The organism is Mesorhizobium sp. M0751 (assembly GCF_040320265.1).
GTDB lineage: Bacteria > Pseudomonadota > Alphaproteobacteria > Rhizobiales > Rhizobiaceae > Mesorhizobium.
In genome coordinates this window covers 72,637-96,896 of sequence record NZ_JAMYPH010000021.1, presented here as the reverse complement: position 1 = coordinate 96,896, position 24,260 = coordinate 72,637, and the positions used below count along the sequence as shown (strand labels likewise).

The window sequence follows — 24,260 nt, the reverse complement described above, 5'->3', positions numbered from 1 at the left end:
GGTGGTCCTTTTCTAAAAACCGTTGATCGAGGATGGCGAGACGCGCCGGTAGACGCCGCTCACCATGTCTTGCCAGCTATCGCTGCCGGCAGGTTTGAAATGCAGTCGCATGAGGTAGGTGTCGGCATCGTCAAAAATATACGTCACGCGCGCCGCGCCACGCGGCGACGACCGATCCAGAACCAATTCGCTGCCGTTCCAAGCGCCGGTGGCGGGCGACGCCGGCACGAACCCCATCGAGTCGAACTGATGCATGGTGACGAGGCTGTTCTGCTGATCGAAGCCGAACACATTGTGCGAGCCGAACGAAACCGTGCCGTCGCGGCGCTGGCGATAGCGCTGCACCACGAACAGGCCGCCGAATTGCGCCTCGGCCAGCACTTCCGAAGCCGCCGTGCCGGGGTCGGCCCACTGAGTGCCCGAAATCTCCTCCTCGCCACGCCAGGCACCGACCAGCGCCTGCAGGCGCTGGTGATCGGCTGAGAGGGAGGAGAACGGTGCCGCGTTCATGGTCAGAGCCGCTTCAGCTCGGTGACGGTGAGGTCACTCTTGGCATTGCCGGTGTTGAGCGTCGTCGCCGGCTCGAACATCAGCACGACAGGTTCTTCGCTCAGCGAGCGCGGACGGTGCTCGACGGCGCGCGGCACGACGATGAAATCGCCGCTGCCAAGCTCCACCGTGCCGTCGCGGAAATCGATGGCGATGCGGCCGCGCAGCACCAGGAAGGCCTCGTCCTCGTTGTCATGCGCGTGCCAATCGAAGACTTCGCCGAACTTGGCAACCTTGGCCTGGCTGTCGTTGACGTCGCCGGCAATGTGCGGATCGAACACCTTGGCGATCTTCGCGTCCGCCGCCTCGACGAGATTGATCTTGCGCGGAGGCACAGGCCTATTCCTCTTCCAACATCGAATGCGGCGAATTGATCCCGAAACGAAAAGCACCGGTGAACCTGCCATTCACCGGTGGATCACCGAGTGCCTCGACAAAAAAGCATTTGCTGCCGTTTCTGGGCGCGGTACATTCGTTGCTGACGAAAGCTCGCACGTAATTCTGATCCGAAAAGTCGCCTAAAATCTCTTCTTTAGGGATTTCCCTCAAACCCTGCGACTGAGCATAAGCATCGAATTCCGACATCCGATCCGTGCTTCCAAACACTTGGCAAATATCGATGGCAGATCGATTTGCTTCCGATCCTGCAGGTTTGAAGGTAACAAACGGCATCGAGAAGTCTGCCCCGCCGCGAGTGTAAGCCCTTCTTCCTGAATCGCTCGGATCAATCGAAAATCCGTTCGCAATGGCCAACTGCTCGCCCTTCAGCAAATCCCCATTCGATGCGATGCAGATGTTCTTGTAGAGAAGAACAGCATCCACAATCTCTTCCGCATGCGACGGAACGGCCGTGCAGCCGAACACAATTGCGCACAGAAGTTGAGGCGAGATCATCGGCTACCCCTCAGCCCTTCACCGCCGCGACAATCTTCTTGGCTGCGTCATCGAGGTCATCGGCCGACACCACGTTCAGCCCGCTGTCGTTGATGATCTTCTTGCCGAGCTCGGCGTTGGTGCCTTCCAGCCGCACCACCAGCGGCACTTGCAGGCCAACCTCCTTGACCGCGGCGATAACGCCTTCGGCGATGATGTCGCACTTCATGATGCCACCGAAGATGTTGATCAGGATGCCCTTGACCGCCGGATCCTTGGTGATGATCTTGAACGCCGCCGTCACCTTCTCTTTCGACGCGCCGCCGCCGACATCGAGGAAGTTGGCCGGCTCGGCGCCATAAAGCTTGATGATGTCCATCGTTGCCATGGCGAGGCCGGCGCCGTTGACCATGCAGCCGATATTGCCGTCGAGCGCGACATAGGCGAGGTCGTATTTCGACGCCTCGATCTCCTTCTCGTCCTCTTCGGTGGTGTCGCGCAATTCAAGCACGTCCGGGTGACGGAACAGCGCGTTGTTGTCGAACGACACTTTTGCGTCGAGCACGCGCAGCCGGCCGCTCTTCATGACGATCAGCGGATTGACCTCGAGCAGGCTCATGTCCTTCTCGACAAATGCCTTGTAGAGGATCGGAAACAGGGTCGCGCCATCCTTGGCGGCGTCGCCGTCGAGCCTCAGTGCGGCGTTGAGCTTCTTCACATCGTCGGCCGTCACGCCCTTTTCCGGGTCGATGGCGACGGTGATGATCTTTTCCGGCGTGTCGTGGGCGACCGCCTCGATGTCCATACCGCCCTCGGTCGAGACGACAAAGGCGACGCGCCCGACCGAGCGGTCGACCAGGATCGACAGATAGAGCTCGCGTTCGATGTCGGCGCCGTCCTCGATATAGAGCCGGTTGACCTGCTTGCCGGCCGGGCCGGTCTGCTTGGTGACCAGCGTATGGCCGAGCATCTCCTTGGCGTTGGCGACGACCTCGGCTACCGACTTCGCCAGCCTGACGCCGCCCTTGGCATCGGGGCCGAGCTCCTTGAACTTGCCCTTGCCGCGGCCGCCGGCATGGATCTGGCTCTTGACCACATAGAGCGGGCCGGGCAGCGCCTTGGCGGCGGCTTCCGCCTCGCTCGCCTTGAACACCGGCACGCCCTCGGCCACGGGTGCGCCAAAGCCTTTCAGCAGCGCCTTGCCCTGATATTCATGGATATTCATGCGCTATGTCTCCAGCTTGCTTGGCGGGCTTGGTTACCGGCTTACTTGGCCGCGAGATGCGGAGCGATCTTGACGCAGGCGTCGCACAGGCCCTGCACCGCGGCGACCGAACTGTCGAACATCTTCTGCTCGCTTTTCGCGAGCTCGATCTCGATGATCCGCTCGACGCCGCCGGCGCCGATCACCACGGGAACGCCGACATAGGTGTTCTTGACGCCATATTGGCCGGAGAGGTACGCCGCACAGGGCAGCACCCGCTTCTTGTCCTTGAGATAGGCTTCGGCCATGGCGATGGCCGAGGCGGCCGGCGCATAGAAGGCAGAGCCCGTCTTGAGCAGGCCGACGATCTCGGCGCCGCCGTCGCGGGTACGCTGCACGATCTGGTCGAGCCGCTCCTTCGAGGTCCAGCCCATCTTGATGAGGTCGGGCAGCGGGATGCCGGCAACCGTCGAATAGCGGATCATCGGCACCATGGAATCGCCATGGCCGCCAAGCACGAAGGCGGTGACATCCTCGACCGAGACCTTGAATTCCTCGGCCAGGAAATAACGGAAGCGCGAACTGTCGAGCACCCCGGCCATGCCGACGACATGGCTCTTGGGCAGGCCGGAAAACTTCTGCAGCGCCCAGACCATGGCGTCGAGCGGATTGGTGATGCAGATGACGAAGGCTTTCGGCGCGTATTTCTTGAGGCCGGCGCCGACCTGCTCCATCACCTTCAGATTGATGCCCAGAAGATCGTCGCGGCTCATGCCGGGCTTGCGCGGCACGCCGGCGGTGACGATGCAGACGTCGGCGCCCTCGATGCCGGCATAGTCGTTGACGCCGGTCAGCCTGGAGTCGAACCCATCGACCGGCGACGACTGCGCGATGTCCAGCCCCTTGCCTTGCGGGATGCCTTCGGCGATATCGAACAGCACGACGTCGCCGAGATCCTTGAGGCCGACCATGTGGGCGAGGGTGCCGCCGATCATGCCCGAGCCGATGAGCGCTATCTTGTTGCGTGCCATGTCAGGATGTTTTCCCTTTGACTATGACGGCGCCCAAATCCTTGACGATTTGATGACGGCGTCGGAGGAAGAGGCCGGAATGCTGCGGAACCGCGAAATTCGCCGCACGCAATAGCCCCGGCCGCACAAAAATTCAAACGATTATTTTGGAGTGAGTAATTTCAATCGGTTAGAAACAACGGGAATTACGTAAACGTCAAAGTTCTGAAGCCGACTAGAGGAATTCTACACAATGGCACTGGAAATCAGAAGGCTGTTTCCTGGCGATGACGCCCTTGTGATGCGGGTCGCCGACGAAGTCTTCGACGAGCCGGTCAGGCCGGATCGGCTCTCCGCCTATCTCATGGAGGCCGGTCATTTCATGGTCGTGGCCCTCGCCGACGGCATCGTCGTTGGCCAATGCGCAGCTGTCGTCCACCGCCACCCGGACAAGGTGAGCGAACTCTACATAGACGAAGTCGGTGTGGCGCCGGCCTTTCAACGCCAGGGCATTGCGACGAGGATGCTCGGCGCCATGTTCGCACTCGGTCGCGAGCATGGCTGTGAGGAGGCGTGGGTCGGCACCGAGCCGGACAATGTCGCTGCTCACGCACTTTACGAGTCGCGGAAGGAGCCGCATGGGCCGGCGGAGGGGTTCGTCATGTATGTTTATCGATTATAGGCGCCGGCATCGCCCCCTTCTGTACTATCCCTCACGCCTGAGCCTGCCGTGCCTCCGCCGATGATCCCTGCGCCCTCTGCCTCTCCGCCCAGTCCTCCAGCCAGTCGTGGCTCTGCATCTCGATCAGCCGCGATGCGGTGCGCTCGAACTCGAAGACTTCGTTGCCGCGCTTGGCCGTATAGAGCTGCGCCGGCGGTGCCGCGGCGCTCATCACCAGCCGTACATGATGATCGTAGAGCGTATCGACCAGCAGGATGAAGCGCTTGGCTTCGTTGCGCTTGCCTTCGCCGAGCACCGGCACATGGTCGATGAAGATGGTCGAGAAACGGCTGGCAATGGCAAGATAGTCGCGGGCGCCGAGCGGCCTCTCGCAGAGATCGGCGAACGAAAACCGCGCCGCCTCGCCGGCAGCACGCGGCACCACGACGTGCCGGCCCTTCACCGTCAGCATCGTCTCGGCCGTCGGCCTGCCATGCGTCATCACCGCCCACGCGTCGTCGAGCGCATGGTCGGCGGCGGCATCGGCCGGGGTGACGTAGACCGGCATGCGGCTAAGCTTGTCGAGGCGGTAATCCTTGTCGGCGTCAAGCGCCAGCACCTGCGCGTGGCGCTCCAGGATAGCGACAAACGGCAAGAACAACTGGCGGTTCAGACCGTCGCGGTAGAGATCCTGCGACGCGACATTGGAGGTGGCGACCAGCACCACGCCATTGGCAAACAACGCCGAAAACAACCTGGACAGGATCATCGCATCGGCGATGTCGGTGACGGAGAACTCGTCGAAGCACAGCACCCAGGCTTGCTCGGCCAGCGCGCGCGCCACCGGCGGGATCGGGTCGTCCTCCTTGGCCGTGCCGTTTTTGCGAGCCTGCCGGTGCTTCTGGATGCGGTCCTGCACGTCGGCCATGAAGTCGTTGAAATGCACCCGGCGCTTGCGCCGCACCGGCAGCAGCTCGAAAAACATGTCCATCAGCATGGTCTTGCCGCGGCCGACGCCGCCATGGATATAGAGGCCCTTGACCGCCTCGTGCACCTCGCGCTTGCGGGCGAACAGCCACCCCAGCGCGCTTGATTTCTGCGCCAGCCGCTTTGCCGATATTTCGTCGATCAGCCGGTCGAGCGCAGCGGCGATCCGCTCCTGCGCCGGATCGCGCCCGATGGCGCCCGTCTCGACCAGATGGTCGTAGCGCTGCTTGACGGTCGCATGGGTCTGGAGGCCGTCACGCAGATGCATCGGTCACGTCGTTCCGGAGCAATCCCAAGAAAAGTGTGTAACGGTTTTCTGTCCGGAATTGCGTAAAAAACAAAAGAGAGCAATCCCAAGAAAAGTGTGTAGCGGTTTTCCGTCCGGAATTGCGTAACAATGGGGGCCGTTCTCTTACCTTGTAAGCGAGATCGGCAGGCCGTTGGAAGTCTGGCCGTCGAATTTCTCGCCGCCCGAGGAATAAAGCCGTGCCAGCGTGCCGCCGTTCTCGTCATAGAGCGTCAGCTGTTTGCCGGCGACGTTCCAGGATTTGATGCCGTCGAGCGGCGCCGGGCAATGCAGCGGTCCGGCGCGGTAGCCCGACCCGAATTTGGTCTGCGGCGTCGCCACCTGACAGCTCTGGCCGGACACGCTTGCCTTCCACACGCCGGCGACGCTGGACGCGGTGAGGTCGGCCGCACCGGCCGGCGCCGTCCCGTCGGGCGGCAGCGAGGCGACCTGGGTGTTCTGCGGCGCGGTCGGAAATTTCGACGGATCGGCCGGGCCGGGTGTTGCCGGCGGCGGCAGCTGGTTTGCGGTCACCTTGCCGGCGGGCGCAGCTTCCAGCGGCGCCGGCTGCTGCTCGTCCATTGATGTGAACCGTGAGGTTGAACAGCCGCTCGCAACGAGCGCGGCCAACGATACGGCCAGCAGGCCGGTTTTCGAAAATTTCATTCTTCAACCTCCGTCGGATCCGGCTGGGAATGCCGTCCGCGCAATGTCCCCCTCACCAAGATGGAGAAGGTGGCGAAATTTCAACCCGATATGGTTAAAATACGGTTTGCGCCGCTAATGTTGCAAATTTGTCGCAAAATGCGCATTGCCTGAATTGCGTTACGCCTTGGCCGTTTGGCCGGCACCTCTGGTTGATGCGATACGGCGCGCTGGCGCCAGATCCCTGGCGGTCACCTCAAATGCTTGTGCGGGCCGGCGCCGGCATTATCTCTTGGCGATCAGCAACTGCAGGGAGCCGATTTCTTGGCCGCGAGAAAGAGAGCCGCCAACCGCTATTACAGCGGGCCGACCAGCGATCATTTCGACGGCACCTTGTTCTTCAATCCCGACGGGCGGCCGCCGGGTCGCTTTGCCGATCTGTTGAAATGGCAATTGAGCCGCGAACGCTCGAAATGGCCGGCGGCGGATCCGAGCCCGTTTCCACCGGCAAGACCGGTCGAGCGCATCGATGGTTCTACGCTGCGCCTCACCATGGTCGGTCATTCCTCGCTGCTCGTCCAGACAGCCGGCCTGAACATCCTGACCGACCCGGTCTGGTCGCGACGCGTCTCGCCGCTCTCCTTCGCCGGTCCGAGACGCGTCAATCCACCGGGCATCGCCTTTTCGCATTTGCCGCCCATCGACCTCGTGCTGGTCAGCCACAACCATTACGACCATCTCGACCTCGCCACCCTGAAGCGCCTGAAGACAAGACACGACCCGCTGCTGCTGACGCCGCTCGGCAACGACACGATCATCGGCGCTGCCGTGCCCCGTATGCGGCTTTCGGCGCATGACTGGGGCGACCGGGTCGATATCGGCGATGGCGTCACCGTCCATGTCGAGCCGGTGCACCACTGGTCGGCCCGCGGTACCCGCGACCGGCGCATGGCGCTGTGGGCGGGTTTCGTCGTCGAGACACCCGGCGCAAAGATCTGTTTCGCCGGCGATACCGGCTTCCACGGCGGCATCAACTATCGGCTGATGGCGCAAAAGCACGGCGGCTTCCGCCTCGCCATCCTGCCGATCGGCGCCTACGAGCCGCGCTGGTTCATGGCGCCGCATCACCAGGATCCGGAGGAGGCGGTGCAAGGCATGCTGTTGTGCAACGCTTCCTATGCCGCCGGCTGTCACTGGGGCACGTTCCGGCTCACCAACGAGCCGATCGACGAGCCGCCCAGAAAGCTCGGCGAAGCGCTCGATGCTGCCGGCCTGCCGCGGCAACGTTTTCGCGCCTTGCGGCCGGGCGAGGTCTGGGACGTGCCGGAGGTCTAGCCCGGCGGAACCTAAGCATCACATAGACGTTTGTAGGTGTTCTGTCGGCTGCGAGGTGTCTCTCATGATCAGGTGGATCATCATTCTTTTGATTATCGCGGCCGCGGCGAGCCTGCTCGGCATGCCGGCACTGGCCGGAGCCGCCGCTACCGGCGCACGCATCCTCATCGGTATCGTGCTGATCATCTTCCTGCTGATCGTGCTTGGCGTCTTCGCGGTGACGTGAAACTAAGGTGTGTTGAGATTCAGGTCAGGCCGCGCCGAGAATTGTGGTTTCCGAGAACCGGAGCGGAGCGTACTTTTGGGTACGTGAGCACCGGCCTACGCCGGCCGTAGCCTTAACTGCCACGACCGCTCATGAGTGCTTCGGCCGGCGAAGGCCGGAAGCGCAGGGAACTGCCATTCGCAGGCCGGCATCACCTGAATATCGACACAGCTTAAGCCGCGCTGGTAATTTCTGCCGCTATCCGCCATATAGGCGCCAAACCGGCAAGAGACCTTTCGATCGATGGCAAGCGCGGCCCCTTTCGCCAAGATGAACGGCATCGGCAACGAAATCATCGTTGCCGATATGCGCGGCCGTGCCGATCGCGTGACGCCTGCGGCAGCCATCGCGCTTAATGCCGATGCGGCGACCAGGTTCGACCAGATCATGGCGATCCACGACCCCAGGACGCCGGGCACCGCCTTTTTTATCGACATCTTGAATTCCGACGGAACCAGCGCGCAAGCCTGCGGCAACGGCATGCGCTGTGTCGTCCAGGCGCTCGCCGCCGAGACCGGCGAGAAGACATTTGCTTTTGAAACAGTCGCCGGCATCCTCAATGCCGAGGAACATGCCGACGGAACGATCTCGGTCGACATGGGCAAGCCGCGCTTCGGCTGGCAGGACATCCCGCTGGCCGAGGAGTTTCGCGATACCCGCATGATCGAACTGCAGATCGGCCCGATCGATGCGCCGGTACTGCATTCGCCTTCGGTCGTCTCGATGGGCAATCCGCACGCTATCTTCTGGGTCGACCGCGACGTCTGGTCCTACGAGCTCGAGCGCTTCGGCCCGCTGCTCGAAAACCACCCGATCTTCCCCGAGCGCGCCAACATCACCATCGCGCAGGTGACTTCGCCGGAGACCATGGCCATCCGCACCTGGGAGCGCGGCGCCGGCCTGACCAAGGCCTGCGGCTCGGCCGCGTGCGCTGCCGTGGTCGCTGCGGCCCGCACCCGGCGCACCGGCCGCAGCGTCACGCTGATGACGCCCGGCGGCGGCTTGCTGCATGTCCTGTGGCGCGACGACGACCACGTCATCCTCACCGGTGCCGCCGAATGGGAATTTTCCGGCAGCTTCGATCCGTCGACCGGGGCGTGGGCGCGCGACACCGAAAGCGCCGCCTGATGGCTCCTTCTGGTAACAAGGGTATCGAGGTCGTCACCTTCGGCTGCCGGCTGAACACCTATGAATCCGAGGTGATGCGACGCGAAGCCGAAAGTGCGGGCCTCGGCGGCCTCGAAGGCGGCGCCATCATCTTCAACACCTGCGCCGTCACCGGCGAGGCGGTGCGCCAGGCCAAGCAGTCGATCAGAAAAGCCCGCCGTGAGAACCCGGCCGCCCGCATCATCGTCACCGGCTGCGCCGCGCAGACCGGCCCGCAGGATTTCGTCGCCATGGACGAGGTCGATCTCGTCCTCGGCAATGAGGAGAAGCTCAGGGCGCATTCCTATCGCGCGCTGCCGGATTTCGGCGTCAACGACACTGAGAAGGCGCGCGTTAACGATATTTTTTCGGTGCGCGAAACGGCCGCCCACATGGTCGACGCCATCGAGGGCCGGGCACGCGCTTTTGTCCAGGTGCAGAACGGCTGCGACCACCGCTGCACCTTCTGCATCATTCCTTACGGTCGCGGCAATTCGCGCTCGGTGCCGATGGGCGCCGTGGTCGAGCAGGTCAAGCGACTCGTCGGCAATGGTTATGCCGAGATCGTGCTGACCGGCGTCGACATGACGAGTTTCGGCGCCGATCTGCCGGGCGCACCGAAGCTCGGCAAATTGGTCAAGACCATCCTGAAGCAGGTGCCAGATGTGAAACGCCTGCGGCTTTCCTCCATCGATTCGATCGAGGCCGACGACGATCTGCTGGACGCTATAGCCACCGAGCCGAAGCTGATGCCGCATCTGCATCTGTCGCTGCAATCGGGCGACGACATGATCCTGAAGCGGATGAAGCGCCGGCACAGCCGCGACCAGTCGATCCGCTTTTGCGAGGATGTGCGCAAACTGCGCCCGGGCATTGTTTTCGGCGCCGACATCATCGCCGGCTTCCCGACCGAGACGGACGCCATGTTCGAAAATTCGCTGGAGATCGTCGAGGAATGCGGCCTGACGCATCTCCACGTCTTCCCGTTTTCGCCGCGCCAGGGCACGCCCGCCGCGCGCATGCCGCAGCTCCGCCGCGACGTCGTCAAGCAACGCGCGGCACGCCTGCGCGCCGCCGGCGAGGCCGCCTATCGCCGCCATCTTGCCTCGCTCGCTGGAACGCATCAGTCTATCCTGGTCGAGCGCGACGGGCTCGGCCGCACCGAAGGGTTTACGCTGGCCGCGGTCTCTGCCGGCACGCCGGGCGACATCGTCGAGGCTGATATCGCCGGCGATGACGGTATCAGACTGATCGCCGCGCCGCTTGCCGCCCGCGCCGCCTGAGAGCGCAAGACATGGCTGGGTTTTTCAAGAAGATATTTTCGTTCGGTAAGAAGGAAGTCGTCGAGGAGCGGCCCGACGAGGCCGCACCGCTGCCGCCGATCAAATGGGATGAACTGGAAGCGCTGAAGCCGGCCGCCGAGCAGGCCGTCCCGGAGTTTTTGAAACGCGAAGAGCCGCGGCCCGAGGCCGAGGCCGCAGCTCCGCCGCCAGTCGAACCAGAGTTGCCTCCGGCACCGCAACCGGCGCCCGCGGAAGAGCCGAAGCCCGAACCACCGCCGACCATTCCACCCGAGCCAGAGATCCAGCCGGAACCGCAAACGCCTGCTGAGGAAGCCGAGGAGATCCGAGCCGGACCCGTCGCTTCCGAGCCAGTTCCTGAGCCGGAGCAGCCGGAGATCGTTCAGCCCGAGCCTCTGTCCACGGAAGCTGGCGCTGCCCCTCATCCGCCTGCCGGCACCTTCTCCCCGTACAGTGACGGGGAGAAGGGGGCTGATCGTCACGCCGAGCCTCCTTTTGAAAGTGGCGAGGAAAAAGCTCCGACGCTGACGCCTCCCTCTCCCCGTCTCTTACGGGGAGAGGGTAAGGGTGAGGGGCAGCGCGAACCTCTGCAAGACGCGGCACCCGCGGCCGAAGTCACGCCACCAGCACCCGCAGCGCCCGAAGCGCCACCGGCCGAAATCCCGCCTCCGATCCGCCAGCCCGCGCCGGTCGAGGCGAAGCCGGTCCTCGCCGAGATCGCACCCGAGCCAGAAGCCGTTCCGCAACCATCGCCAGAGCCAAAGCCCGCCCCCGGCAAGGTGACCGTAACCAAGAAGGTCGAGCAGAAGGCCGAGCCGCAGAAGGCGCCCGAACCGGCGCCGAGGCGTTCCTGGTTCCAGCGCATGCGAGACGGGCTTGCCCGCTCTTCCCGGGAGTTGTCGGGCAACATCGCCGGCGTCTTCACCAAGCGCAAGCTCGACGAGGACACGCTGCAGGACCTGGAGGATGTGCTGATCCGCGCCGATCTCGGCATGGAGACGGCTTTGCGCGTAACCGACGCGCTCTCCGCCAGCCGCTACGGCAAGGACGTCTCCGACACCGAAGTCCGCGCCATCATGGCGGCCGAGGTGGAGAAGGTGCTGACCCATGTCGCCATGCCGCTGGAGCTGGACCTCAGCCATAAGCCGCATGTCATCCTGGTTGTCGGCGTCAACGGCACCGGCAAGACCACGACCATCGGCAAGCTGGCGGCAAAGCTCACCGATGGCGGCCTTTCGGTGATGCTCGCCGCCGGCGACACCTTTCGCGCCGCCGCGATCGAGCAGCTGAAGATCTGGGGCGAGCGTACCAACTCGCCGGTCATTGCCTCGAAGCTCGGCGCCGATGCCGCCGGCCTCGCCTATGACGCCTTCGAGCGCGCGAAGGAGGCCGGCTCCGACGTGCTGATCATCGACACCGCCGGGCGGCTGCAGAACAAGACCGAGCTGATGGCGGAGCTGGAAAAGATCGTCCGGGTGCTGGGCAAGCTCGATCCGGAAGCGCCGCACACCGTGCTGCAGACGGTCGATGCCACCACCGGCCAGAACGCGCTCAACCAGGTCGAGATCTTCCGCAATGTCGCCGGTGTCAATGGCCTGGTGATGACCAAGCTGGACGGCACGGCGCGCGGCGGTATTCTGGTGGGGATCGCGGCAAAGCACAAATTGCCGGTCTATTTCATCGGCGTCGGCGAACAGGTCGACGACCTCGAACCCTTTTCCGCAAGCGAATTCGCCAGGGCGATCGCTGGCGTGGCTTGACGAGCATGATCCCGAAAAGTTGGAGGCTTTTTGGATTGGATCATGCGTAAGAAGGACGCTATGAACCCACCCATCCTCGAAGGCGACCCGTCCGATCCGCGCCGCAAGGCGTTGAACCCCGGCCTGAAATTCCTGCTCGAACTCGGGCCTGGTCTGGTGTTCTTTTTCACCACCATCCGCGGCGCGTGGCTTGTCGGGAAGTTTCCGATCCTCGGCCATATCGGCGAGCCTATCCTGATTGCCACAGCGTTCTTCATGGTGGCGACGGCGCTGTCGCTCAGCGTTTCGTGGATTTTGACGCGCAGCTGGCCGATCATGCCGTTGGTCTCGGCCATCGTCGTGTTTGTGTTTGGCGCGCTGGCGCTGTGGCTGCAGGACAAGACCTTCGCTTTCATGAAGCCGACAATCATCAACAGCCTGTTCGGCATCACGCTACTTGGCGGGTTGGCGTTTGGCAGATCGCTGTTGGGCTATGTCTTTGATTCCGCCTTCAATCTCGACGCCGAAGGCTGGCGCAAGCTCACTTTCCGATGGGGGCTCTTCTTCCTTTTTCTGGCTGCCCTGAACGAGGTTGTGTGGCGCAACTTTTCTGAGGAAGCCTGGCTTTATTTCAAGGTCTGGGGCACGATTCCCATTACCCTTGTCTTCACCTTGAGCCAAATGCCGTTGATCCTGCGCCATTCGCTCGACGACAAGGCCGGCAAGGAAGAGAAGGCCGGCAAATAGAGCAATTCCAGGAAAGTGTGTAGCGGTTTTCCGTCCGTAATTACGTCAGAACGTAATTGCGTCAGAATAAGAGGAGAGGGGCATGGAATTCATCGCCACGCGCGACGAGTTGAGGACGGTCTACAAGACGCCTCGGCCGACCGACGGCTCGATCCGCAAGGAGCTGAAGGCATTGGACGGCCACTGCCGTTCCTTCATCGGCAAGAGCCCCTTCGTGCTGATCGGCTCGTCCGACGGCGCCGGCAATGCCGATGTGACGCCCAAGGGCGACAGGCCGGGCTTCGTAACAGTGCTCGACGAGAAGACCATCGCCATCCCCGACCGGCCCGGCAACAACCGGCTCGACACGCTTGAAAACATCCTTCTCAATCCCTCGGTCGGGCTGCTCTTCCTCATTCCCGGCATGAACGAAACGCTGCGTGTCAATGGCGATGCCCGCATCACCGTCGATGCGGCATTGCGTGAGCGGCTGGCGGTCGACGGCAAGGCACCGCAAAGCGTCGTCGTGGTGACGGTCAAGGCTGCCTACATGTATTGCGCCAAGGCCTTCATGCGCTCCGAACTGTGGAAGCCGGAGAGCTGGTACGACCGCGCGACGCTGCCAACGCTCGGCCAGATCCTGCGCGACCAGCTGGCGCTCGCCGATTCGGCCGAGACGACCGACCGCTGGTTGGACGAGGAATACAGGAAGGCCATGTGGTAGTGTGCCCGGCAACGAATCGCCCAGGCCGGTCTCCATTCCTTTGCTCAACATCCTCGCCATCTCCGGCAGCCTGCGCGCCGCCTCGACCAATTCGGCCCTGGTCGCAGCACTCGCGCAAAACGCGCCGCCGGACTGTCACGTCGCCGCCTATGACGGGCTTGGCCGGCTGCCGATTTTCAACCCCGACGATGAAGGCGAGCGGACGCCGCCGCAAGCAGCGGCGCTGATCGACGCGGTCACCGCCGCTGACGGCGTCATCGTCTCCTGCCCGGAATATGCCCACGGTGTGCCAGGCGGCCTGAAGAACGCGCTCGACTGGCTGGTGTCGCGCGATGCAGCCGTCGGCAAGCCGGCCATGCTGGTCCACGCCTCGCCGCGCTCGCTGTTTGCCCGCGCCGCACTGGCCGAGGTCATGCGGACAATGTCTTTTGCGCTCTATGAGGAGGCAGCACTCGAAATAGCGCTGCTCGGCAAGAGACCGCCGGAGGTGGAGGAAATCCTGGCGGAACCGGCAAGTAGGCAGACAATGCGCGATGCCCTATCCGCCTTCGCGGAGTTCATCCGCTCGCGGTGAACGCCGGACCGTACTTTCGTCATCCTAGGGCGGAGCAAGGAGCGAAGCGACGCGGCGCAGACCCTAGGATCCATGCCGTGACATTCGTCGGAGATGCAGCGGTTCGGGAAGGCCGCCAGAGGCCTGACGTTGGACATTACACCGGCGCGCTGCACAACAGAATCGCACCGCCGTTCTACTGGTAGGTCACGGCATGGATCCCAGGGTCTCCGCGACGGAGCTTCGCTCCTGCTCCGCCCTGGGATGACGACGCTAGGGGCTGCGGCCCATCTGTGCCGTGAACTATCCCTTGCCCCTCCGCGTCTCGACGTCGGTCTCGCCGACGAACCAGTCGCGTGCAGCGACCTCCTCGAAGACCACCCAGACATCATTGTTGGTCAGGCCGGTGACGCCGGTGATGGCCGCCGTCACCTGGGCGGCGATCGCGGCCTTTTTGCCGGCCGGGTCATCGGCAATCACCTCCTTGACCAGGCGGATATTCACGAATGGCATGGTTCCCTCCCTTGCATATGCTTGGCGGCCGCTCAAAATGTTTTGGCGCCGTTGACCATGAGCCGGACCATGTAAAGCGAGGTCGTGCCGGCGATGTAGAGGCAGTTCAGCTTGTTGCCGCCGAACACGCAATTGGCAACGACTTCCGGCACCTTGACCTTGCCGATCAGCGTCCCGTCGGGATCGTAGCAATGGATGCCGTCGGCGGCGCTGGTCCAGATGCGGCCGTCCGCATCCAGCCTGAAACCGTCGAACAGGCCGGCGGTGCAGTCGGCAAAGACCTTTTCGCCTGAGACCTTCTTGCCGCCCTGGCCGACATTGAACACCCGGATGTGCGCCGGGTTCTGTGCACCATGCGTGCGGCCGGTGTCGGCGACATAGAGCTTGCTCTCGTCGAACGAGAAGGCGAGCCCGTTGGGCCTGACCATGTCGGTGATCACCGCCTCGGTCTCGCCGGTGCCGGGATCGACCCGGTAGACATGGCAGGCGCCGATCTCGCTTTCGGCCTTGTCGCCCTCGTAATCGGTATCGATGCCGTAGCTCGGATCGGTGAACCAGATCGACCCGTCGGACTTGACCACGGCGTCATTGGGCGAGTTCAGCCGCTTGCCGCGCCATTTGTCGGCGATGGTGACGACCGACCCGTCATGCTCGGTGCGACTGACGCGGCGGCCGGAATGTTCGCAAGTGACCAGCCGGCCTTGCCGGTCGACGGTGTTGCCGTTGGAATTGCCGGACGGCTGACGGAACACGCTGACGCTGCCGTCGGTCTCGTCGTAACGCAGCATGCGATTGTTCGGGATGTCGGACCAGACCACATAGCGCCCGGCCGCAAACCAGGCCGGTCCTTCCGCCCATCGGCAGCCGGTAAACAGCCTGTTGACCTGTGCATTGCCGTTGAATAGCCGCGAAAAGCGCGGATCGAGAACTTCGTAGAATTCGCTGGCCATGGTTCCTCCCGGTAGCAATCGCTTGGCAAGCCGCGATCAAGCCAGCCCACGATCGATATGGCAAGATCGATGATGCGTCAGAAGCGTTATGGAAGCGAATGCCGGCCCGGACGGCAGGGTCACATCCCGTTAACCGGCTATGCGCCCAGCGCAATGGTGCATTGCAACATCTTATTTTTGCAACGCACCATAACTATGTCATGCTCCGTATCGATCAAGGGAGGAACAACTGGCCGCGAAATGCGGCGCAAAAGGAAACTCGCTATGATCATCGACAGCCTCATGAGCCGCGCTCGCGCCAGCATCGCCAAGCGCCGGCATTACAACCGCCTCGTCGCCGAAATCGACAGCTTCAGCAGCCGCGACCTCGCCGACATGCGCGCCGACCGCAGCGAAATGCTCTATCAGGTTCACAAGCAGATCTACGGCTGAGGCGAACGCGATCGGCTCAGCCGATCCATTCGATCCAGCGGCCGTGGTAATCGCAATGGGCCAGACGGCGCGTCTCGCCGCCGGGCCACAGAGTGAGGCTGAGTACCGCCCAATTGTTTGTGGGATCGCGCGGTTCCATCCTCAGCCTTGCGATAGGCGCAGCGGCCGTGGCCTGTCTGCCCGCCTGCTCCAGCGTAGCGATGATGGCATCCTTGGTCGCCCGCGGCAGGTACTGCCACATGATCGAATGATAGAGCACGAAGGCGCTGCCCTGCTGCCCTACGGCCAGTGCCCTCTCGACAAACTCCGCTGCATCCGCTTTGACAAGCAGCGGCGGAAATTTCTCGGCAAGTGACAGCGCGGCGTCGAGCCGGGCCAGCCGCGCTGCCTGATCGGCCCAGACGTAAGACCGAAGCCGTAACCGCGCCGCTGCGTCGGCGACGTTCACCGGCGCGATGTCGCAGCCGGCGCGATGGCGGACGTTGATCGCTCCACCAAGCGGAACAGCGAGGCCGCGTACCTCCGGCGCCAACCGGACGGGGGAGGCCTGGTCGCCCCACTCGGCATCGCCATAGCGATAGTGAAAGCTGTCGAACAGGAGATTGAGCCCAGCGCTGGCGCCGATCTCACACAGATCCAGCGGCAAACCGGTTTCGCGCGCGACCGTCAGAAATCCTGGCAGCAGCATCGCCGACCGGGCGATCTCATTCGTCTGCGGGGCGCCGGCGAGGCCAGCGACGATCCGCTCGTCGGATCGCGTAATTGCTTCCGGCAGCACCGCCGCGATCTCATCTTCGCTTGTCTGGTTGGGCGGATAGATCAGTGCCAGTCGTTCATCGACACCGGTCAGGACCAACGCATGCAGCGCGCCGCAGAGCCGCAATGCGAGGGCGTCGGCGCGCGCGTCGCCCGGCCAGCCGAGCACCGCCTGCCCGGTCTTGGTGTTTGCGTCGAGAACCTTGGCCATCGCACGGCATAAATTCGCGGTGAACGGCGAGCCAAGTCCATCGCAGCCTTTCGCCTGAGCCAGAAAATGATCGCGGATGTCTCGTTCGTCCATCGCGTTTTCCGGTCCTCAGCCCGGTGCCGTCAGCGCCTTCTCGATCTCCGGCAACAGCAGCGTCCGCGCCGAGTCCGGCGTCAGCGGCCCTACGTGCTTGTAGGCGATCTTGCCATCCTTGCCGATGACGAAGGTCTCCGGCACGCCGTAGACACCCCAGTCGATCGCCGTGCGTCCGGCCTGGTCGACGCCGATCGCCTGGAATGGATTGCCGAGATCGCCAAGGAACCGACGGGCGTTTTCCGGCTGGTCCTTGTAGTTCAGCGCCGCCATGACGAAGCGTCTGTCCTGCGACAGCGCCAGCAGCACCGGATGCTCTTCGCGGCACGGCGCGCACCAGGACGCGAAGACGTTGACCAGCGTCACCTTGCCGGCGAACTGTCTTGAATCGAGGCCCGGTAAATTGGTGCCCTCGAGCGCCGGCAGGTTGGTCTGCGGCGCCGGCAGGCCGATCAGCGCCGACGGCACTTCCGAAACGTCGCGCCCGGACAAAAGCTGAGCCAGGAACAATCCCGCCAGCCCGAGAAAGACCAGCAGCGGCAGCAGCACGATCAGGCGGCGGCGCGCCGGTGTTTGCGTTTCCGTGCTCATGATTTTGCTGCCTTATCGGAGCGCCGGCGCACGCCAGACGCCTCCAGCTCGGCGAGCTCTCGCTTGCGGCCGCGCTGGTCGAGCAGAATCCAGCCGATCAGCCCGCCCAGCACCACGGCCGTGATCGCATAGGCGGCGGTGACATAAAGCGCGTGTACGCTCATGCTTTTCGCTCCGCGGCGCTTTCCAACCGGTCCGTCTCGCCTTGTTCCGACATGTCTTCTCTTAACGCCGCGCCACCGGCTCCGCAATTGTTCGCCGCGCCGCAGGCATGAGCTGAAGCCAACACATCAGTCCGTTCCGTGCCGAAGCGCCAGCGCCGCTGCCACCGGCCCGAGCACCGCAAGAAAAAAGGTCAGCGCGGCGAGAATGAGGAAGGGCTGCAGAAAAGGATCGGGATCCGCCACCGCGCCATAGCTTGCAGATACGCCGAAGATCAGCACGGGAATGGTCAGCGGCAGCACCAGCACAGAGATCAGCAGCCCGCCGCGCGGCAGCGCCACCGCCACCGCGGCACCGGCAGCACCGATGAAGGTGATCGCCGGCGTGCCGACCAGAAGCGTCAGCGCCGTGGCGCCGATGCCGGCCGGCTCCATGTTCATGAACAGGCCGAGCAGGGGAGCGGCGATGACCAGCGGCAGCACGCTTCCCGCCCAATGCGCCAGGCATTTCATCAGCACGGTCAGGGCCAGCAGGTGCCGGTCGTTGCCAAGCACCAGAAGATCGAGCGAGCCGTCTTCGCGGTCGGCCTGGAACAGCCGGTCGAGGCCGAGCAGGCAGGCCAGCAAGGCTGATATCCAGAGAATCGCTGGCCCGATGCGGGCCAGCAGCCTCAGGTCGGGACCGACGCCGAAGGGGATGGTCGCGATGACGGCGAGAAAGAAAATCACGCCGGTAAGCGCCCCGCCGCCGGCGCGGATACTCAGGCGGATGTCGCGGAGGAAGAGGGCTAGCATGATGTGAGATGCCTTCGCCCAGGCACCCCCCTCTGTGCTGCCGGCATCACCCAACCATCCCCATCACAAGCTCCCTCGCCCCCTCGATCCCCAGCGGCAGATGCGTCGCCGCAACCACGATCCCCCCACTCTCGAGGTGCTTCCCCATCAATTCGCTGAATCTCTCCTCCGAAGCCTTGTCCAGCCCTGCAGTCGGCTCGTCCAGCAGCCACAATGGCCGGTGGCTGACCAGCAGTTTTGCAATCGCCGCACGCCGGCGCTGGCCGGTCGAGAGATAGCCGAACGGCAGATGGCCGATGCCGCCCAGCCCGACGGTCTCCAGCGCCTCTTCAACACCCGCGGAACCGGCGCCCGAAAAATCGCGCCAGAAGCACAGGTTTTCCATAACGCTCAGCGCCGTCTTCATCGCGTTGAGGTGGCCGAGATAGTGACAGGCCGAGGCGGCCGACGGAAAGTCCTCGCCACCACCTTCGAACCGCACACGGCCTGCCGCCACCGGCAACAGCCCGGCGATGATCCTGAGCAGCGTCGATTTGCCGGCGCCGTTCGGCCCGGAAACGACCAGCGCCTGACCAGCCCCCAGCGCGAATTCGATGCCGGAAAATACCGTCTCGCCGCCGCGTTCGCCGCCCAGATTTTCGGCGATCAGCCGCATCCGTTCCCCTTCGCCGAAAGTTCAGGTGCGGCTTCGGTGCGCCGCAGCAAAAATGGCAATTCCGTGTCTAGAACTATTCCAGAAAATTCTCTATATCCGCATCATCCGTGCCAGCGGTCGGCACGGGAACCGAATTTGCGCCGAACCAGCGCGCGTGCCGCCTTGAACGGCCCGGACGCTTGGGAACGGATAGCGGAAATGGCCGTACCCGCACCTTTGCGCGTGACTTGCATGCCCACTGGCGTCCGTTCCCTCCCGGCAACCGACAGTTAGGGATCGCACGTGTCCAAATCACTCGACAGCTTCAATTGCCGCCGCACGCTGACCGCCGGCGGCACCGAGTACATCTACTATGACCTTGTCGAGGCCGAAAAGAACGGCCTCACCGGCATTGCCCAATTGCCCTATTCGATGAAGGTGCTGCTGGAGAACCTGCTGCGCAACGAGGACGGCCGTTCCGTCACCAAGGAGAGCATCCAGGCGGTCGCCGGCTGGCTGACCGACCGGGGCACTGCCGGCGTCGAGATCGCCTATCGCCCGGCTCGCGTGCTGATGCAGGATTTCACCGGCGTTCCGGCCGTGGTCGACCTTGCCGCCATGCGCGACGCCATGGCCTCGCTCGGCGGCGATCCGCAAAAGATCAATCCGCTGGTGCCTGTCGATCTGGTCATCGACCACTCGGTCATCGTCGATGAATTCGGCACGCCGCTGGCTTTCGCCCGCAATGTCGAGCTTGAGTACGAGCGCAACGAGGAACGCTACAAATTCCTGAAATGGGGCCAGCAGGCGTTCCGCAATTTCCGCGTCGTGCCGCCCGGCACCGGCATCTGCCATCAGGTCAACCTCGAATATCTCGGCCAGGTGGTGTGGACCAACAGCGAAGACGGCGAAACCACCGCCTATCCCGACACCTGCGTCGGCACCGATTCGCACACCACCATGATCAACGGTCTTGGCGTGCTCGGCTGGGGCGTCGGCGGCATCGAGGCCGAGGCCGCGATGCTCGGCCAGCCGGTCTCCATGCTGCTGCCGGAAGTCATCGGCTTTCGCCTCACCGGCAGGCTGAGGGAAGGCGTCACCGCCACCGACCTGGTGCTCACCGTCACGCAGATGCTGCGCAAGAAGGGCGTCGTCGGCAAATTCGTCGAATTCTTCGGGCCGGGCCTGTCCAACATGACGCTGGCCGACCGCGCCACCATCGGCAACATGGCACCGGAATATGGCGCCACCTGCGGCTTTTTCCCGGTCGACAGCGAAACCATCCGTTACCTCACAATGTCCGGTCGCGACGAAAGCCGCATCGCCCTGGTCGAGGCTTATTCGAAGGCGCAAGGCTTGTGGCGCGATAGCGGCTCGGCCGATCCGGTCTTCACCGACCTGCTCGAGCTCGATCTCGGCAGTGTCGTGCCGTCGATGGCCGGCCCGAAGCGGCCGGAAGGCCGGGTCGCGCTTGAAGACATTCCGGCCGGCTTCGCCAAGGCCATGGAGACCGAATACAGGAAGGCCGCCGAAATCGACAAGCGCTATGCCGTCGAGGGCACGGATTACGATCTTGGCCATGGCGATGTCGTCATCGCCGCAATCACCTCCTGCACCAACACCTCGAACCCGAGCGTGCTGATCGGCGCCGGGCTGTTGGCGCGTAACGCCAACCGGCTCGGCCTCAAGCAGAAGCCGTGGGTCAAGACCTCATTGGCGCCGGGCAGCCAGGTCGTCGCCGAATATCTCGAGAAGTCCGGCCTGCAGAAGGAGCTCGACCAGATCGGCTTCAACCTGGTCGGCTTCGGCTGCACCACCTGCATCGGCAATTCCGGCCCGTTGCCGGCGCCGATCTCCAGGACCATCAACGATAAGGGCTTGATTGCTGCGGCAGTCTTGTCCGGCAACCGCAATTTCGAAGGCCGCGTCTCGCCCGACGTGCAGGCGAACTATCTCGCCTCGCCGCCGCTGGTCGTCGCCCACGCGCTGGCCGGGACCGTGACCAAGGATCTGACCACCGAGCCGCTCGGCGAGGATCGCAACGGCAATCCGGTCTATCTCAAGGACATCTGGCCGAGTTCGGCCGAGATCCAGGAATTTATCGAAAAGAACGTCACGCGCGAATTGTTCGCCCGCAAATATGCCGACGTCTTCAAGGGCGACGAGTACTGGCAGAACGTCAAGGCGCCGGAAGGTCAGACCTATGCCTGGGACGACAATTCGACCTATGTGCAGAACCCACCCTATTTCGCCGGCATGAAGTCAGGCTTCGGCAAGATCGGCGATATCAAGGGCGCGCGTGTGCTCGGCTTGTTCGGCGACAAGATCACCACCGACCACATTTCGCCGGCCGGTTCGATCAAGGCGGCCTCGCCGGCCGGCAAGTACCTCACCGACCACGGCGTCGGCGTCGCCGATTTCAACCAGTACGGCACGCGCCGCGGCAACCACGAGGTGATGATGCGTGGCACCTTCGCCAATATCCGCATCCGCAACCATATGCTGGGCGAGAACGGCCGCGAGGGCGGCTACACCATCCATTACCCCTCGAAAGAAGAGGAATCGATCTACGACGCCGCGATGCGCTACAAGAAGGAAGGCGTGCCGCTGGTCATCTTCGCCGGCGTCGAATATGGCAACGGCTCGTCACGCGACTGGGCGGCCAAAGGTACGAATCTGCTCGGTGTCCGCGCGGTCATCGCCCAGTCCTTCGAGCGCATCCACCGCTCCAACCTTGTCGGCATGGGCGTGATCCCCTTCGTCTTCGAGGAAGGCACCTCATGGGCCTCGCTCAACCTCAAGGGCGACGAACTGGTCGAGATCGACGGATTGAGCAACATCAAGCCGCGGCAGAAGATGATCGCCAGGATCACCTATGGCGACGGCAGCGTCAAAGAAGTTCCGATCATCTGCCGCATCGATACGCTGGACGAGCTCGATTACTTCAAGAATGGCGGCATCCTGCAATACGTGCTGCGCGATTTGGCAGCTTAGTAGGGGAGTAAGGGAGTAGGGCAGTAAGGGAGTAGGGAAGAGAACACCTACTGCCCTACTGCCCTACTGCCCTACTGCCCTACTGCCCTACTGCCCTACTGCCCTACTGCCCTACTTTGGCTTTCCAAACCGCGCTGTCGCCGCCAGCAGCACGCCGAGCATCAGTCCGTTCAATATGTGCCACAGGAAATGCGTGCCGAGCGGAAAGCCGCCGCAGACCAGCGGATCGATCATCCTGCAGATGACCGACACGACGAAGATCGCCGAACCCGCCAGATTGTACCAGCCGGCGCGATTGCCGCTGGCCGCCACCCAGGCGCCGAAGAAGGCGAGCGCCAGAAAAGGCGGCAGATAGCCGGTCGTCCCGTTCGACGCCTGGCGCAGCCAGTCGGGCACGGCGAAGGTAAGCACCCCGGCGGCGGCATAGAAGGCGACGAAGATGACGATCGCCTTGCCCCATTTCATGCAGAGAAAACGTCTCAGGTTGAACAGCGTGTAGGCCAGCGTGAACCCTGCAATGGGCAGCACGTCGGCCAGGATCATTGCCCTTGTGGCAAAGGTGTGGAACAGCGACGAGCCGACGCCGATCGCCACCACCCACCAGGCCAGCACTTCGGCGAAGGTGCCGGTGCCGCGCTTGCGCACCTGCCAGACACCCCATAGCCCGGCGGCAAAGAAAGCCAGATTGCTCAGCGCATTGAGCGGTTCGGCCCAGAATTCCGGCCCCGTCCGTTCGCAATAGAGGTCGACCGGCGCCAGGAGAGATTGCCACATGCTGATTGCCGCCCGAATCGATTCCATCGTGAAGTGCAAGTCCACCTATTGCGCCCTTGCCAGCGCTTGCAACGGCAAAATTTCACCGCAACGTGACTTCCCGTTGACTGCCGCTTCTGCCACATATTTCGACAACCAGAACAAAGCCGGCGTCACCGGCGGGATCGGAACGGCCATGCCATCTCGAAGACCATTGCGGCTTGCGGCCCTTGCGCTGGCCCTCTCGGCGTTTGCCGGCAGGGCCCTTGCCGAGCCAACCGACAAGCCATTAGGCGTCGTCGAGCTCTTCACCAGCCAGGGATGCAACTCCTGTCCGCCAGCCGACGAATTCTTCGCCGAGCTTGCCGCCAAGGAGGACATCGTCGCGCTCGCCTATCATGTCGATTATTGGGATTACCTCGGCTGGCAGGACACGCTGAGCCGCAAGGAAAATACCGAGCGGCAATACGAGTATATGCGCGCCTTCGGCAGTCGTTCCGTCTACACCCCGCAAGCCGTCATAAACGGCCGCAGCCATGTCAACGGCGCCAGCCGCAAGGAAGTCGACGGCGCGCTGGCCCGCATGGAGAGGGTCGGCGAAGGCATGCGGGTCGGCATCAAGGTCAGCCGGACCAGCGATCGCGTCATGATCGATGCCGGCGACGCCGTGGCCGGCCCCGCCGACGCGCATGTCGTCATCGTCTATTTCAACCCGCCACAGACGATAAAGATCGGCAAGGGTGAAAACAGCGGCCGCAGCATGACCTACTGGAACGCCGTCTCCAGCATCCAGACCGCCGGCATGTGGCACGGCAAGGCGCAGCGCTACGAACTGCCAATGAGCGAGATCGCCAAGAAGGGCGGCTGCGCCGTGCTGCTGCAGTCGGTCGGCAAGGACGGCATGCCCGGTCCGATCCTGGGTGCAGCCTTTATCCGCAAGCCTTAGACAGAGCGCTCTCCCTTCTCCCTTTGTGGGAGAAGGTGTCGCCGAAGGCGACGGATGAGGGGTGTTCGAGGGAACGCCAACGCCTCACTCCGTCCAACACCCCTCAACCGTCTCGGCGCTTCGCGCCGATCCACCTTCTCCCACAACAAGGGGAGAAGGGATAACCGCTCTCAAGCCTCCGACGACAGCCTATCTGGATGGATCGCACCGCCGCGGCGGCCGGCCAATAAAAAACCGGCGTCAGCTTGCTTCTGACGCCGGTCATTTAGGTTTTGGGATCGTCGCACCCGATCTTTCCAAGGAAAAACCGAGGTTGGTTCGATCCGACGCAGACCCGTGGGCGGGGGGCTTGGGGTTTACGAGCCGGTGCCGGACCGAACCGTCTCAGGCAACACTGGTAAATTCGTCGGACATTGGGGCATGAGCA

The 24,260-nt window shown here is 63.4% G+C and carries 27 protein-coding genes; 12 read left to right on the top strand and 15 right to left on the bottom strand.

Translation table 11 applies throughout. The features are described 5' to 3' along the window. Window positions 1-12 precede the first annotated feature (12 nt). The 5 genes from NKI19_RS26690 to mdh are packed head-to-tail and all read right to left on the bottom strand — an operon-like array spanning window position 13 to window position 3,657. Window positions 13-510, bottom strand: a complete 498-nt coding sequence (locus NKI19_RS26690) for a DUF1579 family protein (protein WP_352493203.1) — start codon at window positions 508-510, stop codon at window positions 13-15. Between the two features lie 2 nt (window positions 511-512). After that, entirely contained in the window at window positions 513-884 is a 372-nt protein-coding gene (locus NKI19_RS26685; protein ID WP_352493202.1) for a cupin domain-containing protein, read from the bottom strand. Between the two features lie 4 nt (window positions 885-888). Beyond that, the gene (locus NKI19_RS26680) at window positions 889-1,443 is read right to left on the bottom strand and encodes a hypothetical protein (RefSeq protein ID WP_352493201.1); all 555 of its coding nucleotides are present in this window, start codon (window positions 1,441-1,443) and stop codon (window positions 889-891) included. A gap of 10 nt (window positions 1,444-1,453) precedes the next feature. Beyond that, complete coding sequence (gene sucC / locus NKI19_RS26675; RefSeq protein ID WP_352493200.1) at window positions 1,454-2,647, bottom strand: ADP-forming succinate--CoA ligase subunit beta; 1,194 nt, start codon at window positions 2,645-2,647, stop codon at window positions 1,454-1,456. 41 nt (window positions 2,648-2,688) lie between these two features. Next, entirely contained in the window at window positions 2,689-3,657 is a 969-nt protein-coding gene (mdh, locus tag NKI19_RS26670) for a malate dehydrogenase (protein WP_292660644.1), read from the bottom strand. 232 nt (window positions 3,658-3,889) lie between these two features. Between mdh and NKI19_RS26665 the strand changes: the two genes are divergently transcribed. Beyond that, complete coding sequence (locus NKI19_RS26665) at window positions 3,890-4,318, top strand: GNAT family N-acetyltransferase (protein ID WP_352493199.1); 429 nt, start codon at window positions 3,890-3,892, stop codon at window positions 4,316-4,318. A gap of 31 nt (window positions 4,319-4,349) precedes the next feature. On the opposite strand, the gene zapE is transcribed toward NKI19_RS26665, so the two are convergent. Together zapE and NKI19_RS26655 are read right to left on the bottom strand one after the other, a co-directional pair. Then, a complete protein-coding gene (gene zapE / locus NKI19_RS26660; protein WP_352493198.1) occupies window positions 4,350-5,552 on the bottom strand; it encodes a cell division protein ZapE in 1,203 nt (400 codons plus the stop codon). A 144-nt stretch (window positions 5,553-5,696) separates the two neighbouring features. Continuing rightward, on the bottom strand, window positions 5,697-6,236 hold the full coding sequence (locus NKI19_RS26655) for a protease inhibitor Inh/omp19 family protein (RefSeq protein WP_352493197.1): 540 nt from the start codon (window positions 6,234-6,236) through the stop codon (window positions 5,697-5,699). A 303-nt stretch (window positions 6,237-6,539) separates the two neighbouring features. Here NKI19_RS26655 and NKI19_RS26650 point away from each other — a divergent pair, with 303 nt between their 5' ends. The 8 genes from NKI19_RS26650 (at window position 6,540) to NKI19_RS26615 (ending at window position 14,025) form a co-directional block, all read left to right on the top strand. After that, complete coding sequence (locus tag NKI19_RS26650) at window positions 6,540-7,550, top strand: MBL fold metallo-hydrolase (RefSeq protein ID WP_352567358.1); 1,011 nt, start codon at window positions 6,540-6,542, stop codon at window positions 7,548-7,550. A gap of 64 nt (window positions 7,551-7,614) precedes the next feature. After that, window positions 7,615-7,776 (top strand): DUF1328 family protein, encoded by a 162-nt coding sequence (locus NKI19_RS26645; protein WP_031195454.1) that lies wholly within the window; start codon window positions 7,615-7,617, stop codon window positions 7,774-7,776. Between the two features lie 282 nt (window positions 7,777-8,058). Further along, entirely contained in the window at window positions 8,059-8,943 is an 885-nt protein-coding gene (gene dapF, locus NKI19_RS26640) for a diaminopimelate epimerase (RefSeq protein ID WP_352567356.1), read from the top strand. After that, a complete protein-coding gene (gene mtaB, locus NKI19_RS26635) occupies window positions 8,943-10,244 on the top strand; it encodes a tRNA (N(6)-L-threonylcarbamoyladenosine(37)-C(2))-methylthiotransferase MtaB (protein ID WP_352567354.1) in 1,302 nt (433 codons plus the stop codon). Before dapF ends, mtaB begins: the two co-directional genes overlap by 1 nt. Window positions 10,245-10,255: 11 nt before the next feature. Next, window positions 10,256-12,022 (top strand): signal recognition particle-docking protein FtsY, encoded by a 1,767-nt coding sequence (gene ftsY / locus NKI19_RS26630; RefSeq protein WP_352567352.1) that lies wholly within the window; start codon window positions 10,256-10,258, stop codon window positions 12,020-12,022. Between the two features lie 60 nt (window positions 12,023-12,082). Beyond that, on the top strand, window positions 12,083-12,748 hold the full coding sequence (locus NKI19_RS26625; protein ID WP_352567364.1) for a septation protein A: 666 nt from the start codon (window positions 12,083-12,085) through the stop codon (window positions 12,746-12,748). Window positions 12,749-12,830: 82 nt separating this feature from the next. Then, window positions 12,831-13,451 carry a pyridoxamine 5'-phosphate oxidase family protein gene (locus tag NKI19_RS26620; RefSeq protein ID WP_352567350.1) on the top strand — a complete coding sequence of 207 codons (621 nt, stop codon included), beginning with the start codon at window positions 12,831-12,833 and terminating at the stop codon, window positions 13,449-13,451. A 40-nt stretch (window positions 13,452-13,491) separates the two neighbouring features. Continuing rightward, window positions 13,492-14,025: an NADPH-dependent FMN reductase gene (locus tag NKI19_RS26615; protein ID WP_352567362.1), complete on the top strand. Its 534-nt coding sequence runs from the start codon at window positions 13,492-13,494 to the stop codon at window positions 14,023-14,025. A 282-nt stretch (window positions 14,026-14,307) separates the two neighbouring features. Here NKI19_RS26615 and NKI19_RS26610 read toward each other — a convergent pair whose 3' ends face one another. Together NKI19_RS26610 and NKI19_RS26605 are read right to left on the bottom strand one after the other, a co-directional pair. Next, window positions 14,308-14,517, bottom strand: a complete 210-nt coding sequence (locus tag NKI19_RS26610; protein WP_254817859.1) for a tautomerase family protein — start codon at window positions 14,515-14,517, stop codon at window positions 14,308-14,310. Window positions 14,518-14,549: 32 nt separating this feature from the next. Continuing rightward, window positions 14,550-15,467 (bottom strand): SMP-30/gluconolactonase/LRE family protein, encoded by a 918-nt coding sequence (locus tag NKI19_RS26605; protein WP_352567348.1) that lies wholly within the window; start codon window positions 15,465-15,467, stop codon window positions 14,550-14,552. Between the two features lie 264 nt (window positions 15,468-15,731). Here NKI19_RS26605 and NKI19_RS26600 point away from each other — a divergent pair, with 264 nt between their 5' ends. After that, window positions 15,732-15,899 carry a hypothetical protein gene (locus NKI19_RS26600; protein WP_023721879.1) on the top strand — a complete coding sequence of 56 codons (168 nt, stop codon included), beginning with the start codon at window positions 15,732-15,734 and terminating at the stop codon, window positions 15,897-15,899. 16 nt (window positions 15,900-15,915) lie between these two features. Here the strand turns inward: NKI19_RS26600 and NKI19_RS26595 are convergent, their stop codons facing one another. The 5 genes from NKI19_RS26595 to ccmA form a co-directional block, all read right to left on the bottom strand. Further along, complete coding sequence (locus NKI19_RS26595; protein ID WP_352567346.1) at window positions 15,916-16,959, bottom strand: DUF2332 domain-containing protein; 1,044 nt, start codon at window positions 16,957-16,959, stop codon at window positions 15,916-15,918. Between the two features lie 15 nt (window positions 16,960-16,974). Further along, window positions 16,975-17,550, bottom strand: a complete 576-nt coding sequence (locus NKI19_RS26590; RefSeq protein ID WP_352567344.1) for a DsbE family thiol:disulfide interchange protein — start codon at window positions 17,548-17,550, stop codon at window positions 16,975-16,977. Next, on the bottom strand, window positions 17,547-17,714 hold the full coding sequence (gene ccmD, locus NKI19_RS26585) for a heme exporter protein CcmD (RefSeq protein WP_352567342.1): 168 nt from the start codon (window positions 17,712-17,714) through the stop codon (window positions 17,547-17,549). Before ccmD ends, NKI19_RS26590 begins: the two co-directional genes overlap by 4 nt. Before the next feature lie 126 nt (window positions 17,715-17,840). Then, window positions 17,841-18,506, bottom strand: coding sequence for a heme exporter protein CcmB (gene ccmB / locus NKI19_RS26580; protein WP_352567340.1), 666 nt, complete (start codon window positions 18,504-18,506; stop codon window positions 17,841-17,843). 46 nt (window positions 18,507-18,552) lie between these two features. Beyond that, the gene (gene ccmA, locus NKI19_RS26575; protein ID WP_352567338.1) at window positions 18,553-19,161 is read right to left on the bottom strand and encodes a heme ABC exporter ATP-binding protein CcmA; all 609 of its coding nucleotides are present in this window, start codon (window positions 19,159-19,161) and stop codon (window positions 18,553-18,555) included. A gap of 282 nt (window positions 19,162-19,443) precedes the next feature. Here ccmA and acnA point away from each other — a divergent pair, with 282 nt between their 5' ends. Further along, complete coding sequence (gene acnA, locus NKI19_RS26570) at window positions 19,444-22,134, top strand: aconitate hydratase AcnA (RefSeq protein ID WP_352567336.1); 2,691 nt, start codon at window positions 19,444-19,446, stop codon at window positions 22,132-22,134. A gap of 111 nt (window positions 22,135-22,245) precedes the next feature. Here acnA and NKI19_RS26565 read toward each other — a convergent pair whose 3' ends face one another. Further along, window positions 22,246-22,908, bottom strand: a complete 663-nt coding sequence (locus NKI19_RS26565) for a ceramidase domain-containing protein (protein ID WP_352491651.1) — start codon at window positions 22,906-22,908, stop codon at window positions 22,246-22,248. Between the two features lie 175 nt (window positions 22,909-23,083). On the opposite strand from NKI19_RS26565, the gene NKI19_RS26560 reads away from it, so the two are divergent. After that, window positions 23,084-23,833 carry a DUF1223 domain-containing protein gene (locus NKI19_RS26560; protein ID WP_352491652.1) on the top strand — a complete coding sequence of 250 codons (750 nt, stop codon included), beginning with the start codon at window positions 23,084-23,086 and terminating at the stop codon, window positions 23,831-23,833. Window positions 23,834-24,260 lie beyond the last annotated feature (427 nt).

Coding starts and splice junctions, on each gene's coding strand:
- mdh (WP_292660644.1), bottom strand. CDS start 3,657: ATGGCACGCAACAAGATAGCGCTCATCGGCTCGGGCATGATCGGCGGC.
- ftsY (WP_352567352.1), top strand. CDS start 10,256: ATGGCTGGGTTTTTCAAGAAGATATTTTCGTTCGGTAAGAAGGAAGTC.
- ccmA (WP_352567338.1), bottom strand. CDS start 19,161: ATGCGGCTGATCGCCGAAAATCTGGGCGGCGAACGCGGCGGCGAGACG.
- NKI19_RS26645 (WP_031195454.1), top strand. CDS start 7,615: ATGATCAGGTGGATCATCATTCTTTTGATTATCGCGGCCGCGGCGAGC.
- NKI19_RS26655 (WP_352493197.1), bottom strand. CDS start 6,236: ATGAAATTTTCGAAAACCGGCCTGCTGGCCGTATCGTTGGCCGCGCTC.
- NKI19_RS26610 (WP_254817859.1), bottom strand. CDS start 14,517: ATGCCATTCGTGAATATCCGCCTGGTCAAGGAGGTGATTGCCGATGAC.
- NKI19_RS26625 (WP_352567364.1), top strand. CDS start 12,083: ATGAACCCACCCATCCTCGAAGGCGACCCGTCCGATCCGCGCCGCAAG.
- NKI19_RS26665 (WP_352493199.1), top strand. CDS start 3,890: ATGGCACTGGAAATCAGAAGGCTGTTTCCTGGCGATGACGCCCTTGTG.
- NKI19_RS26620 (WP_352567350.1), top strand. CDS start 12,831: ATGGAATTCATCGCCACGCGCGACGAGTTGAGGACGGTCTACAAGACG.
- NKI19_RS26605 (WP_352567348.1), bottom strand. CDS start 15,467: ATGGCCAGCGAATTCTACGAAGTTCTCGATCCGCGCTTTTCGCGGCTA.
- dapF (WP_352567356.1), top strand. CDS start 8,059: ATGGCAAGCGCGGCCCCTTTCGCCAAGATGAACGGCATCGGCAACGAA.
- NKI19_RS26690 (WP_352493203.1), bottom strand. CDS start 510: ATGAACGCGGCACCGTTCTCCTCCCTCTCAGCCGATCACCAGCGCCTG.
- mtaB (WP_352567354.1), top strand. CDS start 8,943: ATGGCTCCTTCTGGTAACAAGGGTATCGAGGTCGTCACCTTCGGCTGC.
- sucC (WP_352493200.1), bottom strand. CDS start 2,647: ATGAATATCCATGAATATCAGGGCAAGGCGCTGCTGAAAGGCTTTGGC.
- NKI19_RS26565 (WP_352491651.1), bottom strand. CDS start 22,908: ATGTGGCAATCTCTCCTGGCGCCGGTCGACCTCTATTGCGAACGGACG.
- NKI19_RS26600 (WP_023721879.1), top strand. CDS start 15,732: ATGATCATCGACAGCCTCATGAGCCGCGCTCGCGCCAGCATCGCCAAG.
- NKI19_RS26560 (WP_352491652.1), top strand. CDS start 23,084: ATGCCATCTCGAAGACCATTGCGGCTTGCGGCCCTTGCGCTGGCCCTC.
- NKI19_RS26590 (WP_352567344.1), bottom strand. CDS start 17,550: ATGAGCACGGAAACGCAAACACCGGCGCGCCGCCGCCTGATCGTGCTG.
- ccmB (WP_352567340.1), bottom strand. CDS start 18,506: ATGCTAGCCCTCTTCCTCCGCGACATCCGCCTGAGTATCCGCGCCGGC.
- NKI19_RS26595 (WP_352567346.1), bottom strand. CDS start 16,959: ATGGACGAACGAGACATCCGCGATCATTTTCTGGCTCAGGCGAAAGGC.
- NKI19_RS26680 (WP_352493201.1), bottom strand. CDS start 1,443: ATGATCTCGCCTCAACTTCTGTGCGCAATTGTGTTCGGCTGCACGGCC.
- zapE (WP_352493198.1), bottom strand. CDS start 5,552: ATGCATCTGCGTGACGGCCTCCAGACCCATGCGACCGTCAAGCAGCGC.
- ccmD (WP_352567342.1), bottom strand. CDS start 17,714: ATGAGCGTACACGCGCTTTATGTCACCGCCGCCTATGCGATCACGGCC.